Origin of the sequence: Pseudomonas sp. MM213 (assembly GCF_020423045.1) — a bacterium.
Lineage (GTDB): Bacteria > Pseudomonadota > Gammaproteobacteria > Pseudomonadales > Pseudomonadaceae > Aquipseudomonas > Aquipseudomonas migulae.
Map to the genome: position 1 here is coordinate 5,104,458 of NZ_CP081943.1, position 16,452 is coordinate 5,120,909.

Consider the following 16,452-nt stretch of genomic DNA (forward strand, 5'->3'; position numbering starts at 1 on the left):
CGGTCTACTAACCTGCGCACAGCTGCCACCCTTTTGATTAGTAGCAATTCGGTGGCTCCTCTTTCAAGGAAGCCGAAATATGACTAAAACAAAAAATCCACCGGACATTGATCCGGATGCTCCACGTCAACCAAGCAAAATCTTCCTCATCAATCCCGATATCGACAACCACACCCTGCTGGAATACGCCTGTGAATCCCTGGCATCAGCGAATGTCATGGTGAGCGATTTCGTGAGATATCTGGAAGGATCGCATTGCAACACGCTGCTGGGCATTCAGCAGTCAATCATGCTCGGGGAGTTGGCGGTGAACCGAGTGCTGGATAACCTTGATCCACCCTAACTGTCACCACTTGATTGATCGTTCCGAAAGGGGCTTGTGAGGCTTTAAAGATCCTGGGCAACCAGCCATCGCCGAGAATTCAAGGTTTATCACTGAGTACTTCACACTCGGGGATCGGCGGTGGCTTGGGACTTCCATGGCACAGCGAGTACACCTGCTCCCACCCTGCTTCAATTTCATCGAAGGGTACCCACGGTTTGGCAACCGAAAGGGTAATGAGATAGCGTTCTTCGGTCGGATTTCTGGAATCACTAAACTGTCCTAGAAGCAGCATTGCTTGATACTTGTCTCCTGCCTGCCAAAAGGATCTCCCTGATCGCTCACTGTCCCGAAGCCAGGCTCGCCATTCCGGTGTATCGGCAATGGTAGGGTTGCTCCGCAGGCCCCTCGCCACCCAGCCTTTTTCGCGCCATTGGTCCTGTAAGTCGAGAACGACCTTGAGGGCATCATCGAGCAGCAACGGTTCTATTTGAGGTGACATGCGGATGTCGTCAATGACATTGTCGTCGAATCCAACCGTGAAAAAGCGAGCCAGAGGCGTGACGAACCCGAACTGCGGGTCGATGAATCGCATTCGTGCATCCACCATAGGAACTCCGAGCCACAGGTGCCCACGGATTAACGGGCTAAAAGAGGCTGAAGAGCGATTACGCATCTCTTCATACGTTCCGCCTATCTCCACGGCGACTTCCGGTTCATCCCACAAAGGCTGTCTCAGTTGGTGTATGGCGGCCAGCGCCAAAACAGCCAGAAGCAACCAGCCTGCTCCTCGGCGCCAGCTGCGTAAATTCATGCCTCGCCACCGGAGGCGATTTCTCGAATCGACTGCTCTAATGCCCTTCGGTTACTGTCGTTTAACATGTCATTAAATCTCGCCGCAGCCCTGAGTACGAAAGGCATGCGTTGCTTGATGTCCGACAAATCCGCCAGCGGGTTGGAACTAAAACCGATGGTGCGTTCGTCCTCAACGCTTTGGCATTGGCTCGTGAGGGTCAACTCGATAGCCTGAGCCACGCCAGTAGGAAAACCGGTCACGTAGGCAGCATGATTGGTACGCAGCAATGCCACCAATTGCTGGTCCTCGTAAATGGCTGGCTGGAGGATGTTGCGCTGCTCATGCCACGCCAGAAACTCCACGCTTGGGGCAATATCCCCTTCATCAATCAACTCGAAAGCACGAATAATTTCCTGATGAAATTGTCCAAAGCGGAGCTTTTTCTGCCCCGCTGGCCAAAGCACTGGCCACTTCGGATGTCCGTAAATCCCCGCTCGCACTTCCAGGCATTTCTTCAACTCCTTCAAGCCTCGCTTCGCATAGAACTCATGCAGCGGGAAAATATCCAGAAACAGCGTGGTGTTCCCCAGCGCCATCATGTCGTGGACATGCCGGAACTGTTGCTGCACCAACGACAAGTCATTTCCCTTGAAACGGAGATCTACGGACGGAACCGGGTTACGCGCATCCGCTTCGTTGTAGTCACGCAGCGCTTCGGCCTGTTCGGCCATCCTGTCAGGTGTAAACAACCCGAATTCACTACGGCTATCTCGCACGCGCTGTCGGGATTGATGTTCCGCGCCAATACGCCCAATGCTATCCGCCGCATGCAGCAGTCCGCAGCCAACCTGCTTGGAAGCAAACGCCGCGAGCCCGGCCCACTGGAATCTCGAGTCATGCAGCCACAGCCGAGCATAAGCGGCATTTATCACACGATTGCGTTCCATGGGGTCAGCGATCAGCACACCGCCAGGGGCAACGATTTCTTCGGCTTCGCGTTGGTAGATACGCCAAAGGCATGCGCACGTGAGGATGGGGACGTCGGTCACCATGGTCTTGACGCCGTAAAGCAGTTCTTCTTTGCATTCACAGTCAGCAACGGGCGTGCTGTTGTGGTTCAGGCGTTGTTCATCGCAGGGGTGTACTTTGAAACACTGAGTCATGTCTGGAGGACTGCCTATCAGGGAATTCTTGAACCCTAACAGCCATAAATCCCGCTCAGATCAGGCAGACGAAAAATCAGAAGTCACTGGCAGATGAGATGCGCAAAGCGCGAGGAAATTACGATGAGGCGTGTAGGAAATATCCTCAAGCGCCTTGTCCATCGTCGAAAACCATCTTTTTTGTTGGGGGGAGTCAATGATCGCCGCAAGCAGCGATCATTTGATTTCGCTTAAACCCAGCGCTTGAAGATCAGCGAGGTGTTGACGCCGCCAAACGCGAAGTTGTTGTTCATCACATACTGATTGCTCATCTGCCGAAACTCGCCGCGCAGGTAATCGAGCTTGCCGCAGTGCGGATCGACCTCATCGAGGTTGAAGGTGTGCGCGTACAAATCGCGGTTCATCATTTCGATGCTGAACCAGGATTCCAGTGCGCCGCAGGCGCCGAGGGTGTGGCCGAGGAAGCTCTTCTGTGAACTGATCGGCATGTGTTCGCCGAACAGGCTGCTGGTCGCCAGTGTTTCAGCGATGTCGCCCTGTTCGGTCGCGGTGCCGTGACCGTTGACGTAGCCGATGTCCGATGGCTGCAAACCGGCATCTTCCAGGGCCAGCTCCATGGCGCGGCGCATGGTGGCCTGCTCTGGACGGGTGGTGTGTTGGCCGTCGGCGTTGCTGCCGAAGCCGACGAGTTCGGCGTGAATGTGTGCGCCGCGTGCCAGCGCGTGTTCGAGCTCTTCCAGCACCAGCATGCCGCCGCCTTCACCGATCACCAGGCCATCGCGAGCGCTGTCGTAAGGGCGTGGCGACGTCTGCGGCGCGTCGTTTTTCAGGCTGGTGGCGTAGAGCGCGTCGAAGACCATGGCTTCGGTGGGGCACAGCTCTTCGGCGCCGCCGGCGAGCATCAAGGGCAAGCGGCCGAACTTGATCGATTCGTAGGCGTAACCGATGCCCTGACTGCCGCTGGTGCAAGCACTGGAAGTCGGGATCAGTCGGCCGGTGAGGCCGAAAAAGATGCTGATGTTGGCCGCCGTGGTGTGCGGCATCATGCGCACGTAGGAGTTGGCGTTCAGGCCTTCGGCCACCGAGTTGAGCAGCATGTTGCCAAATGCCTTGATTTCGTCGGTGCTGCCGGTGGATGAGCCGCAGGCGACGCCCATGCGCCCGTCCTTGATCGAAGGGTCACCGAGCAAACCGGCATCGGCCAAAGCCTGTTCCGCCGCGCCGACGGCCAGGCGCGAGACGCGGCCCATGCTGCGCAGTTGTTTGCGGGTCCAGTGGCTCGGCACTTTGAAATCATCAATGGGACCTGCCAGGCGCGTGTTGAGCTCGGTGAAACGGTCCCACTCGTCCATGCGGCGGATGCCGCTGCGGTTGGCTGCGAAGTTGCCGGCGATGGTTTCCCAGTCGCTGCCCAGTGAGGTGATGCCGGCCATGCCGGTGACGACGACGCGCTTCATCAGCACAGGCCTCCGTTGACGGCCAGAACCTGCCGGGTGATGTACGACGCTTCCGCCGACATCAGGAAATTCACCGCGCCGGCCACCTCTTGCGGGGTGCCCATGCGCTGTGCGGGAATCATTTTCATCAGTTCTTCCACTGGCACGTTTTCGTCGAGCATGGCGGTGTCGATCAGGCCGGGTGCGACGCAATTGACGGTGATTTTGCGCTTGCCCAGTTCAATCGCCAACGCTTTTGCCGCGCCGATCAAACCGGCCTTGGAGGCACTGTAATTGACCTGCCCACGATTGCCGATCAAACCGGAAACCGAGGTGATGCAAACGATTCGCCCGGCGGCGCGACGACGGATCATCGGCATCATCACCGGGTGCAGCACGTTGTAGAAACCGTCGAGGTTGGTGCGCATCACCACATCCCAATCATCCTCGCTCAGCGCCGGAAAAGCACCGTCACGCGTCAGGCCGGCGTTGAGCACCACGCCGTAATAGGCGCCATGGTTTTCCACATCGGCTTCGAGAATGGCTTTGCAACTGGCGCGGTCGGACACGTCGAATTGCAGGATGCGTGCGTTGCGGCCCAAGGCTTCGATTTCGGCCTTCACCCCTTCGGCGTCTACCAGGCCGCTGCGGCAATGCAGCACGATGTCATGCCCGGCCTGAGCCAGACGCAACGCGATAGCGCGGCCGATGCCACGGCTGGAACCGGTGACCAGTACGGATTCAGTCATGCCTGCGTTCCTTGTGAAAAGCCTTGTGGAGTTTCATGAAGATATTGAGCGGCCTGAGGCGGGCGAAACACGTTCAGACGGGCGGTAGCGTGAATGCCGGGGGCGTTGATGTGGCATTCGAACACGCCCATGCCGTTGTCGTCTTCCAGCGAACGCAGCCCATGGATAGTCAGCTCGGTGCCGGCGGGAAAGTGGTCGACATTGCATTCGAATTTGCGGGTGCCGAGCAGGAAGCCCAGCTCTACCGCATCGCCTCGCTGGCGCGCATGGCAGCCGGCGAAGGCGGCGACACTCTGGGCCATCAGTTCGATGCCGACCCACGCCGGCAGGCTGCCGTCGGGGCGATTGAACAGGCCATCGGGCTTGACGGTGAGGCGGGTGTGGATCTGCTCGTCATCGAACGCGAGGATCTGATCGATGAGGATCATGTCGCCAGCGTGCGGCAGCAGTTCGGCGAGCGGCCAGTCAATCATGGGGCGTCTCCGATAATCAGGCTGACGTTATTGCCACCGAAGGCAAAGGAATTGCTCATCAGGTAGCGAGGTGCAATGGACGCCAGGCGATCGGCCGGGGTCACCCAATTCAGGGCTGGCAGTTGCGGGTCAGGCTGGCCGTCCCAGACATGTGGCGGCAACGTATGTGTTTGATTGTCAGCGCTCAGGCTCAGCCAGCAGAACGCCGCTTCCAGCGCGCCGGCCGCGCCGAGGGTGTGACCGGTCATCGGTTTGGTCGAAGAACACGGCACGCCGGCCGGGAACAATGCCGACACCGCGAGGCTTTCCATGGCGTCATTGTGTTGCGTGGCGGTGCCGTGCAGGTTCAGGTAACCGATCTGTTCGGGTTGCAGGTTCGCGCGGCCCAAGGCTTTGCGCATCGCTTGCAGGGCGCCACGGCCGGTCGGTTCCGGCGCGGAAATGTGGTGCGCATCTGAGCTGGCGCCACTGCCGAGCAGTGCAATCGATGGTTTATCGCCAGCCACTTTGGTCATCAGGAACAGCACCGCCGCTTCACCGATGTTGATGCCGTTACGGTTGACCGAGAACGGATTGCAACGTTGTTCGGACACCGCCTCCAGCGCCGAAAATCCGTTGAGGGTCAGCTTGCACAAACTGTCGACGCCGCCGCACAACACTGCGTCGCACAGGCCCAGATCCAACAGACGTTGGGCACTCATCAGCGCCCGGGCGCTGGAGGTGCAGGCGGTGGAAATCACATAGGCCGGGCCGCTGAGTTGCAGCCAGTCGGCAAGGAAATTCGCCGGCGCGCCGAGTTCCTGTTGCTGATAGTCGTAATAGTCCGGGAACTGATGCTCGTGGATGTAATGAGCCAGGCCGCGACTGGCTTCATCGATGCCGGACGTGCTGGTGCCGAGGATCACGCCGATGCGGTCGCGGCCGTAGGTCTGGATCGCTTGATCGATGTCGTCGCGGATTTGCAGCGCCGCTTCCAGCAACAACTGATTGTTGCGGGTGCTTTGCTTCACCAGTTCCGCCGGGATCGGCGCCAGATCACCGCGCACTGCGGCCACTGGCAACGAACGCTCTGGAACCCAGCCGGCCTCGCTGCGCATGCCGGAGCAATCGCCGGCAAACAGGTTGCGCGCGACTTCGTGCTTGTCGCGGCCCAGGGCGCAGATCACCCCGAGTGCGTTCAGGTAGGCGGTCATGGTGTCTCACCGGACAGGGGCGTGACTTGGTACGTCGGACCTTTGGGCAGGTTCAATTCAAAGCTCATCGGTTGTGAATATCGGACTTCCCAGTGCTCCGGCAGGGATCGTTGTGCGCCATGTTGCCAGGCAGCGGGATAGTTGCCGTGCAACTCATCCTTGGGTGTCAGCGCAAACAGCAATGCTGCAAACAACTCTCGGGCTTCCGGGTTGGGCGGCAACAGGCCGTCTGCTTGCCATTGACCGTCGATCAGTTTCTGACGTGCCTGTGGAATACCCAGCAGATCCATCATCGACCAGCGAATGCCCGGGCCTTCACGTGCAATCACCAGTACCCAGTCCTGACGCTGGCCGTCCGCCAGACGCTGAATGTGCAGTTGCTGCGGCAACGGCAGGCTCGGGGTTTGCTCGGGCAGCGGTGCCTTGCTGGCGCAGGCGCTGATCAGCAGGACCGCGCCAATGAGCAAAAATCTCAACACCGCCGCATACCCTGTGGGAGCGAGCCTGCTCGCGATGACGGCCATACAGTCGACATTTATGCTGACTGACACACCGCTATCGCGAGCAGGCTCACTCCTACAGTTTTGAGTTGCACTAGACATCACACAGCACCTTCAAGCGGTTTGCGCGCCACCACATTGACCAGGGTTTCTTCCCGTTGGCCAAAGGGTTTTGGCTGGCGCAGACCCCAGCGTTCAAGCAGGCCGAAATCCTTGGCGCGACTCCACCACAAGTAAGGATATGACACGTTGTGCGGGGCAAATTCGAAACCCTGGCGACGAATCATTTCAAGGTACCCGGCGGCGCTCTTCTGCACGTGCATCGGATGGCGGAACAACCAGCGGATCACCCAGGTATCAATGTAAGCCTCGGTGGATTCGGCGAACAGCAGATAACCGCCCGGCTTGAGCACACGGTAGAACTCGGCGAGCGCTTTGTCCTGTTCCACCAGATGATGGAAGGTCTGGTGACAGAACAACAGGTCGACGCTGGCATCCGGCACGGCCAGCGTGGCGCAGTCGCTGCCGATCAACTCCACGTCCATGCCCTGACGGGTGGCTTCTGCACCGCTCAGGTCGAGGCTGTGCGGGTCGGCGTCTACGCCGATCAGGCGCTGGGGGGCAAAGGTCTGGCGCAGGTACTGGAACGACTTGCCCTGGCCGCAACCGGCATCCAGCAACACCGGATGGGCGGGCAACGGTTCGCTGAACAGGCTGCGCAGGTCATTGATCGCCACACGCAGCACATGGTGCTGCCAGGTGTGGCTGCGCAGGAACCAGAACCCGAAGCGCGTCTCCTCGACGTAGTTGTCGCTCAAGTAGCTCATGTGGCATCCCTTGCACAGAGTTCCGACAGCATCCGCAGCCGGCGTTTCGGTTCGGCGACGAATGGATTGCGTTCATCCCAGGCATAACCGGCGAGGATCGAACTGATCATGCGGCGGATGTCCGGCGAGCTGTCCGGATGGAAAATCACGTCCTGGAACGTCCCGGCATACCAGCCTTCAACGTAGCAGCGGAAAGTGTCGACGCCACGCTTGAGCGGTGTGGCGAACTCGGTCTGCCAGTCGACACGTTCACCTTGCAGTTGGCGATGCAGAACACCGGCGGCCATGCTCGCCGAACGCATGGCGATGGTCACGCCGGAGGAGAACACCGGGTCGAGAAACTCCGCCGCGTTGCCCAGCAGCGCAAAGCCTGGTCCGTGCAAGGTTTTGACGTTGGCCGAGTAGCCGCCGATGGTGCGCGCCGGCGTATCCCACACCGCGTTGTTCAACACGCCGGAGAGGCTTGGCGTCTCGGCAATGAAACCGCGCAGGCAATCGTCCAGATTATCGGCACGACCGGCGAAATGCTCCGCCGCCGCGACCACGCCCACCGAGCAACGGCCGTTGCTGAACGGGATGGTCCAGAACCAGACATCGCGTTTGGTTGGATGCGTGGTGACGAGGATTTTCGTGCGGTCGAAACCCGGGTGGTCGATGTGGTCTTCGACGTGGGTGAATACCGCCTGGCGCACCGGGAAATTCGAGGGTGCCTCAAGGTCGAGCAGGCGCGGCAGGACGCGGCCGTAGCCGCTGGCATCGAGCATGAAATCAGCCTCGACGCGGTACTCGCTGCCGTCCTCGCGCTGCACACCGAGCAGCGGTTTTTCCCGCTCGATATCGACGCTGACGATCGCTTCGCCATAGCGGATTTCCGCGCCTTGCAGCGCGGCTTGATCGGCCAGCAGTTTGTCGAAATCGGCGCGCTGGACTTGAAACGTGGTCGGCTTGCCGTTGCTGAAGGTGTCGCCGAAATCGAAGGCGCTGTACTGCTCGCCCCAGGCGAACGCCGCACCGGTTTTCAGCTGGAAACCTGCAGCGTTAACCGCCTCGAGCATGCCGGCTTCTTCGACGAAATCCAGGCAGTGCGACAGCAGGCTTTCGCCGATGGAGAACCGTGGGAAATGCTGGCGTTCGATCACTAACACATCGTGGCCCTTGCGCTTGAGCAGCGCGGCGGCGATGGCGCCCGATGGACCGGCGCCGATGATCACTACCTGACGACGTTCCATTTCAACGATTGGCATGGGGGCTCCTTGCCGGGACGGCAGCTTTCAAAGGGATTCGGTGCATGCCGGCCAATGCCGGCAGCAATGTCGCGATAAGACCCATCAGCATCAGCGCAAAGTACAGCGGCGGGCTGATGAGGTGTTGTTGCAGCAGCAGGTTGAGAAAGACGATCTCGCTCAAGCCGCGAATATTGAGCAGCACACTTTCGCGCCAGCGGCTGGCGCCCGCAAACGAAGCGCCGGCCCAGCCAAGTCCCAGCCAGTTGCCCAGCAGTTTGCTGGCAATCGGGAACAGCAGCAGCGCAGCCAGTTGCGCCCAGCTCAGGCTGTCCATGGCGCTGTGGACGTTGATCTGCACGATGCCGAACGTCAGGATCAACGGGATCGCGATCCAGGTCTGCAAGCGATTCATCCACACCGCCGGCATTGGCAGCACCAGCGGCACCTTCAGCGCGGCCATGCACAACAAGTAACCGATGCCGACAATCAGCGCATTGAGCTTGTAGTGCTCGGCCACCACCAGCAACGCGAAGAAGCAGCCGCTGTAGAGCCGTGGCTGGCGCAAGCCGAGTACCCGCAGCAGCACGGGCACGCACGCGCAGGCCAAGGGCAGCAGCAAACTGCTCAGGTGCAGGCTGCCTTGGGCGATGGCGAACACTGTCCAGCACGTGAGGTCGATGAGGATCGCGGTTTGCACCAGGCGCCGGGTCGCGGCGACCGGGTAATCGATATGCCGAAGGTACAGGTACAACACGGGAATCGCGGTAATGGCAAACAGCAGCCCGACCGCCAAAGAGCTGATCCACGGCTGTGGCGGCAGCAGCCAGATCGCTGTCGCGAGCCCGCCGGCGAACGGAATGCAGAAACTCGGCAGGGCGATTTTCAGGCTCTGGCGGTCCAGGCGCAGGTCGATCACGTCGCTGAGGATGTAGCCCAGCAACAGCGCGAAACTCAGGCTGTAGAGGTTTTTCAGCCAGATCGGAGCGACCAGCGTTGCGCCGCTCAAGTGCCATTGAGGTTCGATCCAGAAGTACATCAGCAGCGGCAAACCGACGGTGGCCAGCAACAATTGGCTGACGATCGGGATCAAACCGAAATGGCGCCCGACACGCGTGGCCACGGCGAACAGCGCCAGGGCCATTGCCCAGAACAACACGACCATCACGCTGCCGACTCCGCGACCGTGGCCGCTTGCACGTGCCGTCCGGCCCACGGCGCGAGGATGAAGCTGAACGCCAGGCCGAGGCTCACCGACACCCCGAAGTTGCTCACCGCTGGGGTGCTGGACACGGCCAGCAATCCGAACGACAGCCACGTGGTCAACGCCGCCAGCAAGGTGCCCAGCAGGCTGACGGCGGCGCCGCCGACCTGTTCGCGCATGAGGATCGCGTAATCGACGCTGATCGCCGTCACCAGCAGCAGGCCGAACAGGCTGAACAACGTCAGCGGCTGTCCGAGCCAGCCGAGACTGGCGAGGCTGCACAGCGCCGCCAGCAACGGCAGGGCGACGATGCGCAAGGCGCCGCCAAGGCCGAACGGCAGGATCAGCACCAGCACGATCAGCACGCAGGAGGCGAGTTTCAGTTCCGCAGCGCTGATCTGGGTTTTGGCGAACACGTTATTCAATTCGCCCAGACGATCCACCAGTTCCACCCCCGGCAAGTCCAGCGCTTGCACCCGCAGCAGTGCAGGGTTGTTCAGGCCTTGCAGGCTGACCATCGCCGCCACGCCGTCTTCGGTCGGGCCCAGCCATAGCGTGCGATAGGGTTCGGCCAGCGGACCGGTCAGGGCGCTGTCGATGTCTTCGACCGGCAGTGCCTGCAACTTCGCCAATTCGGTTTTCAGAGCTTCGACCGGCACGCCGACGTCGAGCAGCGGTTGCCAGAACGCCGGCAACTTGTTCAGCGCTTCGCGCACTTGCCGTTGCTCGCTGGGCTGGCTGACCAGTTGATTCAGCGACAGATAGCCTTGAAGTTTGTTCAGATTGACCAACTGATCCAGCCGCTCGCTCAACGCGGTTTGGCGTTCGAGCAATGCTTGTTGATTGGCCGCTCGCACCAGGAAAAACTGGCTGGTGGGTTGGTAGCCGGTGATGCGCGCAATGGTCTGGGCTTCGTCGGTCAATTGCTGCGGTGCGCCGACCCATTGGCGAATATCGTTTTTGGTATCGAGCTGCAACAGACCGCCCACGCAGAAGGCAATCAGCAGCACCAGCAGCACAGGCGTACGGGCGATTTTCAACAGCTTTTCGCGCAGTGCCAGCAAATACTCGGCGACGCGCAATGGCCATTGCGCCGGGCGCAAATCCGAACCCTTGAGCAGCGCAGGCAACAGGCACACCGCAGACAGGTAGGCGCCGAGCAGGCCGGCGGCGGAGAATACGGCGATCTGGGTCAGGGCCGGGAAGGGGGTCCAGGCCAGCGCGAGGTAACCGATGCAACTGGTGATCAGGCTCAGCGTCAGCCCCGGCAAGGTCAGGCGCAACGCCGGCCAGCTGTGCCAGGGTTTCAGGCTCCAGCTCTTGGACAAATAGTGCAGCGGGTAGTCGACCGCGACGCCGATCAGGCTGGAGCCGAGCACCAGCGTCATCACATGCATATGGCCGAACAGCGCCACGCACGCCACCGCGCCAAACAGCATGCCCACCAGCACCGGGACGAAGGCCAGCAATACGCGCAAACGGCGGAAGGCCAGCAACAACAGCAACAGAATGCCGACGGTGGCACCACCGCCGACCCAGGTTATCTCGCGTGTGGCTTGCCGCTGCCCGTTGGCCGCGTAGAGCAAGCCGCTGGCGGCCAGCAGTTGCACGTCAGCCTGGGCCGCTTCTTCACGGCTGTGTTTGAGCAGATCGGCCACTTGCAGCGGCAGGTTCATGTCGAAAGCATTGCCGGTGGTGCGCGCCCGCAGCAACACCCAGCTTTTGCCATCGGCATCGGCAACCAGTGCGCCGCTGCCGATGTCCAGTTGCACCGAACCGTGTTGCGGCTGGCTGTTCTGGATGCGCCCGGTCAGGCCCAGCCAGTCATCCTGGCTCGCCACCAGGCTGAAACCGGTGAATGGGTCGAACAATGCCTGCACCCGTTGCTGGATGAACGCGTCGGGATGCTCGATCAATTGCTGGCGATCCGCTGCCGAGAGCATCGCCAACCTGCCTTGCAGCAGTTGCGTGCGCAGCGCCGGCAAGTCGGCTTGCAGGGTCCACTGGACCTTTTCGAACAAACCGCTGGCCTGCCATTGCTCGCCCAGTTTCTGCGCCATGGCGACGGCTTGCTGGCGATCGGTGTGACCGACCAGCACCAGCATTTCGCGGTTCAGCGGTTCTTGCATGCGTTGTTCGGCGCGCAGTTCCAGCGCGTCTGGCGCCGTGCCCGGCACCAGTTCCATCAGGTTGGCCGACAGCGGCGCACCGTCCCGCCATTGCCAGCCGGCGAGCGCGAGCACCGCCAGCAGCAGGATCAGAAACAGCCGTGGAAGCGTGCGTTCACTCGGCAAAGTCATGTTGCTCCGCGTCGCTCAAGGGTTGGGTGCTGGTGCTGTCCTGCATCCGCAGCAAGGTGCTGTCACCCTGGGTTTCCAGCAGCTCGATGGTGTTCACCAATTCGCCGCCGGTGATGTTGATCTGATTGAACACCTGTTTGAGCAGCAGCGAGCGCGGGGTCAGCGTCAGTTTCCAGTTCTGCGCCTCACCGCTCAGCGACAGTTCGAAGTCCCGTTGCAGCCCGCTGCTGTCGCCTTGCAGCACGGCGAGGAACAAGCGGTTCTGCTCGGCGCCGGCACTCTTGCCAGGCAGCATTTGCCAGCCGCTGGCGTCACGTCGCGCAATGCCTTTGCCGGTGATGCGGTAATCCTGTTGCAGCGGCGTTTTCAGCAACCACAGCAGGCCGTGGTTTTTTGCGAGAACGAAGGTGCCTTTGCTGGTCAGCGGCTGGGGCAGGGCGCGCAGGTGTTTTTCCTGGATGAAGTGGCCGTGGATCACATCGGGTTTGGCCAGTTGATCGCTGAGCTGTTGCAGATCGAAGGCATGGGCAATCGATGACAGGCCGAGCAGCGCCAAAGCGCCGAGGCATCTGAAAAACGGCTTCATGCGAGCATCCTTTCAACAGCGTCGGTGAAGATTTTGGGTGAGGCCAATTGCATCTCACGGCTGCTCATGTCGACTGCGACCTGCACCGAGACGGCGCGGGTCAAGCGTTCGCCGGTTTCCAGGTCGCTGATCAGGTAGTTGATCTTCAGCCGGTTCTCCCACTCCACCAGATTGGCGCGCACGTTCAGCTTTTGGCCAAACACCGCACCACGCACATAGCGCAATTGCAGGTCGATCACCGGCCAGGCGTAACCCGAGTCGGACATGGCCGTGTAGTTGTGGCCGATTTTATCCAGCAGCGCACAACGGGCGATTTCCAGGTATTTGACGTAATGGCCGTGCCAGACCACGTTCATGCTGTCGACGTCAAAGAACGGCACGAGGATTTCCGTATCGGTGTGAAGCACTCCCTTGCTACGCATGCAGCCTCCAGTGTTGCTCGGCAATCCGTTTCAGGCACAGGCGCAATTCACCTTCCAGCGCGCGGTCTTCGATGACTGGCGGGAAGTCCTTGGCCAGCTCTTCATGCATGGCAGCAAGGGCCGGTGGCAACGGGCGCGCGTCCTCGGCCTTGCTGCGCAGCCACACGCCCTGATTGGCGGCGAGCAGCGTGGCGGCAGCGACCTGTTCGGTCAGCTCCAGCACACGAATGGCATCGCGGGCAGCGATGGTGCCCATGCTCACTTTGTCCTGGTTGTGGCATTCGGTGGAGCGTGAAAACACGCTGGCCGGCATGGTGTTTTTCAACGCTTCGGCGGTCCAGGCGCTGGTGCCGATCTGCACGGCTTTGAAGCCGTGGTTGAGCATCGCTCGATCTGCCGTGGCGCCGGACAAATTGCTCGGCAAGCCATGGTTGTAACGCTCGTCCACCAGCAACGCGAGTTGACGGTCGAGCAGGTCAGCCACGTTGGCCACCAGGTTTTTCAGGCTGTCCATGGCGAACGCGATGTGGCCGCCGTAGAAATGCCCGCCGTGCAGCACGCGCTCGGCTTCGGCGTCGATGATCGGGTTGTCGTTGGCGCTGTTGAGTTCGATCTCGATGAACGAACGCAGCCAGTTCAGGCTGTCAGCCAAGACGCCCAGTACGTGCGGCGCGCAGCGCAGGGAATAACGGTCTTGCAGGCGATGCAGCGGCGCGGTCGGCGCATCGATCGCCAGGTCCTTGCGCAACCACGCGGCGACTTGCATTTGCCCTGGATGCGGTTTGGTGGCGAACAGGCGCTCGTCGAAGTGCTCCGGATTGCCTTGCAGCGCGACCACGTTCAGCGCGGTGATGCGCGTTGCCAGTTGCAGCAGGTAATCGGCGCGGGCATAGGCCAGGCAAGCGAGGCCGGTCATGACGGCGGTGCCGTTCATCAGCGCGAGGGCTTCTTTGGGGCGCAGCACCAGCGGCTCCCAACCGAGTTCGCGGTGCACATCGGCGGCCTGACGACGTTCGCCACGGAACATCACTTCGCGTTCGCCGGACAAGGTCGCGGCAACATAGGACAGCGGCGTCAGATCACCGCTGGCGCCCACCGAGCCTTCTTCCGGGATCAGCGGCAAAATGTCGTGTTCAAGGAATGCTTGCAGGCGTTCCAGCAGCTCAATGCGAACCCCCGACACGCCGTGGCACAGCGACTGCAAACGTGCAGCCAGCACCGCGCGGGTGGCTTGGGCGTCGAGCAGTTTGCCCAGGCCGCAGCCGTGGAACGTGTACAGATGACGCGGCAACGCTTCGACGTGATGCAGTGGCACCGCGACCACGCAGGAATCGCCGTAACCGGTGGTCACGCCATAAATCACGCCTTCCTTGTCCAGCAGGGAATCGAGGAATCGTGCGCCCTTGGCGATGCGCTCGCGGTACGCAGGGTCAGCCTGCAACTGCGTCGGCACCTGACGGTTGGCCAGGGCCAGCACGTCTTCGATGCGCAAAGGGAGTTCGCCGAAGGTTACCGGCTCAAGCGTTGGCGTCGTCATCGGTCTTCCAGAAAGGGTAAAAGTTGAACCATTGTTGAGGTGCTTCGAGGCAATAGTGACCCAGGCGCTCGGCGTAGCGGGTCGCCCACTGATGAATGACCTGCTCGCGGTCGCTGCGCTTCCAGGTGATCGCATCGGCGAACGGTTCGAGGGTCAGTCGATAATCGCCGTCGGGTTTCTTCAGGCACAGCATCAGGTTGACCGGGCATTTCAACAGACCGGCCAACAACCATGGCCCCTGCGGAAACTTTGCCGGATGGCCAAGGAAATCCACGGTCACGCTGCGCCCGCCGTGCAACGGCACGCGATCACCGGCAATCGCCAGCCATTCGCCGCGCTCCAGGCGCTCGTGCAGTTGCAGCATGATCACCGGGTCCAGTTCGCTGACCTGAATCAGCCGCAGATTGGTGGCCCCGGCTTCGCCCAGCAGACGATTGAACTGCTCGGCGTGCTTGGTGTGCACCAGCACGTTCATCGTGACCTTTTCGCCGATCTCCGCCAGCGCGCGGCAGACTTCGAGATTGCCCAGGTGTGCGCCCACCAGCAGTTGCCCGCGGCTGCCACGCAACTGATTGCGCAACAGCGCCGGGTCGACGATTTCGATCTGCTCGATGCTCAGCTTGCCGTTCCACACGTCGAGTTTGTCGAGCATCGAATCAGCGAAGGCCATGAACTGACCGAATACCCGCCAATGGGTCGGGCGCAATTCAATGCGAGCGCTCCAGTCGGCGAGGCGTTGCTGGTATTGCCAGGCACTGCGGCGGGCGCTGCGACCGAACAGGAAAAAGTACAGAACGATGCCGTACAACAGCGGGCTCAACAGTCGGCGGCCGAGGACTTTGGCGCCGAACGCGGTGAGCTTCATCAGCCAGAAGCTGCCGCGCTCCTCGCGGTCGGCCCAATGCTTTTTGTCGACGTTGCTGCTCATGCTCGCCACCGTCGCCAGAGGATTACCGGCGCCCGCAGCAACATGCCGAAGAACAACCGGGTGTGCATGCTCGAAATCAGCACATTGTCGTGGAACATGCGGAAATGCGAGACGCCGTCCAGCGGGTAATGCACCTTGGTTGGCAGCCACTGCATCGGCTGATTGCGCCAGGACAGGCGCACCAGAATGTCCGAGTCGAAGTCCATGCGCTTGCCGACTTTGGCCGATTCGATCACGGCCAGTGTCGGTGACAATGGATAGACGCGGAAACCGCACATGGAATCGCGAATCTGCAACGACAAGGTGTTGATCCACACCATCACGTGCGTCAGGTAGCGGGCGTACAACCGACCTTTCGGCACACTGGCGTCGTATTGCGGATAGCCGCAGATCACTTCGCGCGGATGGGTGCGCGAGTGTTCGATGAACGTCGCGACGTCTTGCAGGTCGTGTTGACCGTCGGCGTCCACCTGCAAAGCGTGGCTGAAGCCCAGGCGTGAGGCTTCGCGCAGACCGGTCATGACCGCGCCACCCTTGCCCTGGTTGGCGGCGAGGCGGATCAGGTAGACCATCTCGCGCTCAGCCAGGCGATCGAGCACCTTGGCGCAGGCCGGGCTGCTGGCATCGTCCACCAGAATGCACGGCAGGCCGTAGGCAATCAGGGCGTCGACCACCGTGGTGATGGCGGTTTCGTGGTTGTAGACGGGCACGACGGCGCAGGGGTTATGCATGTTGGCGTACACCTGGGAGACCGCGTTGATTCCATCGCGAGCAGGCTCGCTCCCACATTGGA

The 16,452-nt window shown here is 61.0% G+C and carries 17 protein-coding genes; 1 reads left to right on the forward strand and 16 read right to left on the reverse strand.

Features of this window, described 5'->3' with window-relative positions:
• The first annotated feature begins 79 nt into the window (after positions 1–79).
• Positions 80–343, forward strand: coding sequence for a DUF6124 family protein (locus K5R88_RS23330; protein ID WP_226298442.1), 264 nt, complete (start codon positions 80–82; stop codon positions 341–343).
• A 79-nt stretch (positions 344–422) separates the two neighbouring features.
• On the opposite strand, the gene K5R88_RS23335 is transcribed toward K5R88_RS23330, so the two are convergent.
• From K5R88_RS23335 to K5R88_RS23410, 16 genes are all read right to left on the reverse strand, one after another.
• Positions 423–1,136 (reverse strand): hypothetical protein, encoded by a 714-nt coding sequence (locus tag K5R88_RS23335; protein ID WP_226298443.1) that lies wholly within the window; start codon positions 1,134–1,136, stop codon positions 423–425.
• Complete coding sequence (locus tag K5R88_RS23340; RefSeq protein ID WP_226298444.1) at positions 1,133–2,281, reverse strand: DUF2515 family protein; 1,149 nt, start codon at positions 2,279–2,281, stop codon at positions 1,133–1,135. Before K5R88_RS23340 ends, K5R88_RS23335 begins: the two co-directional genes overlap by 4 nt.
• 230 nt (positions 2,282–2,511) lie before the next feature.
• On the reverse strand, positions 2,512–3,738 hold the full coding sequence (locus K5R88_RS23345) for a beta-ketoacyl-ACP synthase (RefSeq protein ID WP_223414650.1): 1,227 nt from the start codon (positions 3,736–3,738) through the stop codon (positions 2,512–2,514).
• Positions 3,738–4,466 (reverse strand): 3-oxoacyl-ACP reductase FabG, encoded by a 729-nt coding sequence (gene fabG, locus K5R88_RS23350; RefSeq protein ID WP_226298445.1) that lies wholly within the window; start codon positions 4,464–4,466, stop codon positions 3,738–3,740. Before fabG ends, K5R88_RS23345 begins: the two co-directional genes overlap by 1 nt.
• A complete protein-coding gene (locus tag K5R88_RS23355) occupies positions 4,463–4,939 on the reverse strand; it encodes a hotdog family protein (protein WP_226298446.1) in 477 nt (158 codons plus the stop codon). Before K5R88_RS23355 ends, fabG begins: the two co-directional genes overlap by 4 nt.
• Positions 4,936–6,132, reverse strand: a complete 1,197-nt coding sequence (locus K5R88_RS23360; protein ID WP_226298447.1) for a beta-ketoacyl-[acyl-carrier-protein] synthase family protein — start codon at positions 6,130–6,132, stop codon at positions 4,936–4,938. The genes K5R88_RS23355 and K5R88_RS23360 overlap by 4 nt, the downstream gene beginning before the upstream one ends.
• Positions 6,129–6,734 carry a hypothetical protein gene (locus K5R88_RS23365; protein WP_226298448.1) on the reverse strand — a complete coding sequence of 202 codons (606 nt, stop codon included), beginning with the start codon at positions 6,732–6,734 and terminating at the stop codon, positions 6,129–6,131. Before K5R88_RS23365 ends, K5R88_RS23360 begins: the two co-directional genes overlap by 4 nt.
• Positions 6,734–7,459, reverse strand: a complete 726-nt coding sequence (locus K5R88_RS23370; protein ID WP_223554166.1) for a class I SAM-dependent methyltransferase — start codon at positions 7,457–7,459, stop codon at positions 6,734–6,736. The genes K5R88_RS23365 and K5R88_RS23370 overlap by 1 nt, the downstream gene beginning before the upstream one ends.
• Positions 7,456–8,703 (reverse strand): NAD(P)/FAD-dependent oxidoreductase, encoded by a 1,248-nt coding sequence (locus tag K5R88_RS23375; RefSeq protein WP_192226876.1) that lies wholly within the window; start codon positions 8,701–8,703, stop codon positions 7,456–7,458. The genes K5R88_RS23370 and K5R88_RS23375 overlap by 4 nt, the downstream gene beginning before the upstream one ends.
• Positions 8,690–9,847, reverse strand: coding sequence for a sodium:proton antiporter (locus K5R88_RS23380; RefSeq protein WP_223450417.1), 1,158 nt, complete (start codon positions 9,845–9,847; stop codon positions 8,690–8,692). Before K5R88_RS23380 ends, K5R88_RS23375 begins: the two co-directional genes overlap by 14 nt.
• Positions 9,847–12,186, reverse strand: a complete 2,340-nt coding sequence (locus tag K5R88_RS23385) for an MMPL family transporter (RefSeq protein ID WP_223450411.1) — start codon at positions 12,184–12,186, stop codon at positions 9,847–9,849. Before K5R88_RS23385 ends, K5R88_RS23380 begins: the two co-directional genes overlap by 1 nt.
• Entirely contained in the window at positions 12,170–12,772 is a 603-nt protein-coding gene (locus tag K5R88_RS23390) for an outer membrane lipoprotein carrier protein LolA (RefSeq protein ID WP_226298449.1), read from the reverse strand. The genes K5R88_RS23385 and K5R88_RS23390 overlap by 17 nt, the downstream gene beginning before the upstream one ends.
• A complete protein-coding gene (locus tag K5R88_RS23395) occupies positions 12,769–13,194 on the reverse strand; it encodes an acyl-CoA thioesterase (protein ID WP_226298450.1) in 426 nt (141 codons plus the stop codon). Before K5R88_RS23395 ends, K5R88_RS23390 begins: the two co-directional genes overlap by 4 nt.
• Positions 13,187–14,731, reverse strand: a complete 1,545-nt coding sequence (locus K5R88_RS23400) for an HAL/PAL/TAL family ammonia-lyase (protein ID WP_008039899.1) — start codon at positions 14,729–14,731, stop codon at positions 13,187–13,189. Before K5R88_RS23400 ends, K5R88_RS23395 begins: the two co-directional genes overlap by 8 nt.
• Complete coding sequence (locus K5R88_RS23405; protein ID WP_226298451.1) at positions 14,712–15,659, reverse strand: LpxL/LpxP family acyltransferase; 948 nt, start codon at positions 15,657–15,659, stop codon at positions 14,712–14,714. Before K5R88_RS23405 ends, K5R88_RS23400 begins: the two co-directional genes overlap by 20 nt.
• The gene (locus K5R88_RS23410) at positions 15,656–16,390 is read right to left on the reverse strand and encodes a glycosyltransferase family 2 protein (RefSeq protein WP_223450414.1); all 735 of its coding nucleotides are present in this window, start codon (positions 16,388–16,390) and stop codon (positions 15,656–15,658) included. The genes K5R88_RS23405 and K5R88_RS23410 overlap by 4 nt, the downstream gene beginning before the upstream one ends.
• Positions 16,391–16,452 lie beyond the last annotated feature (62 nt).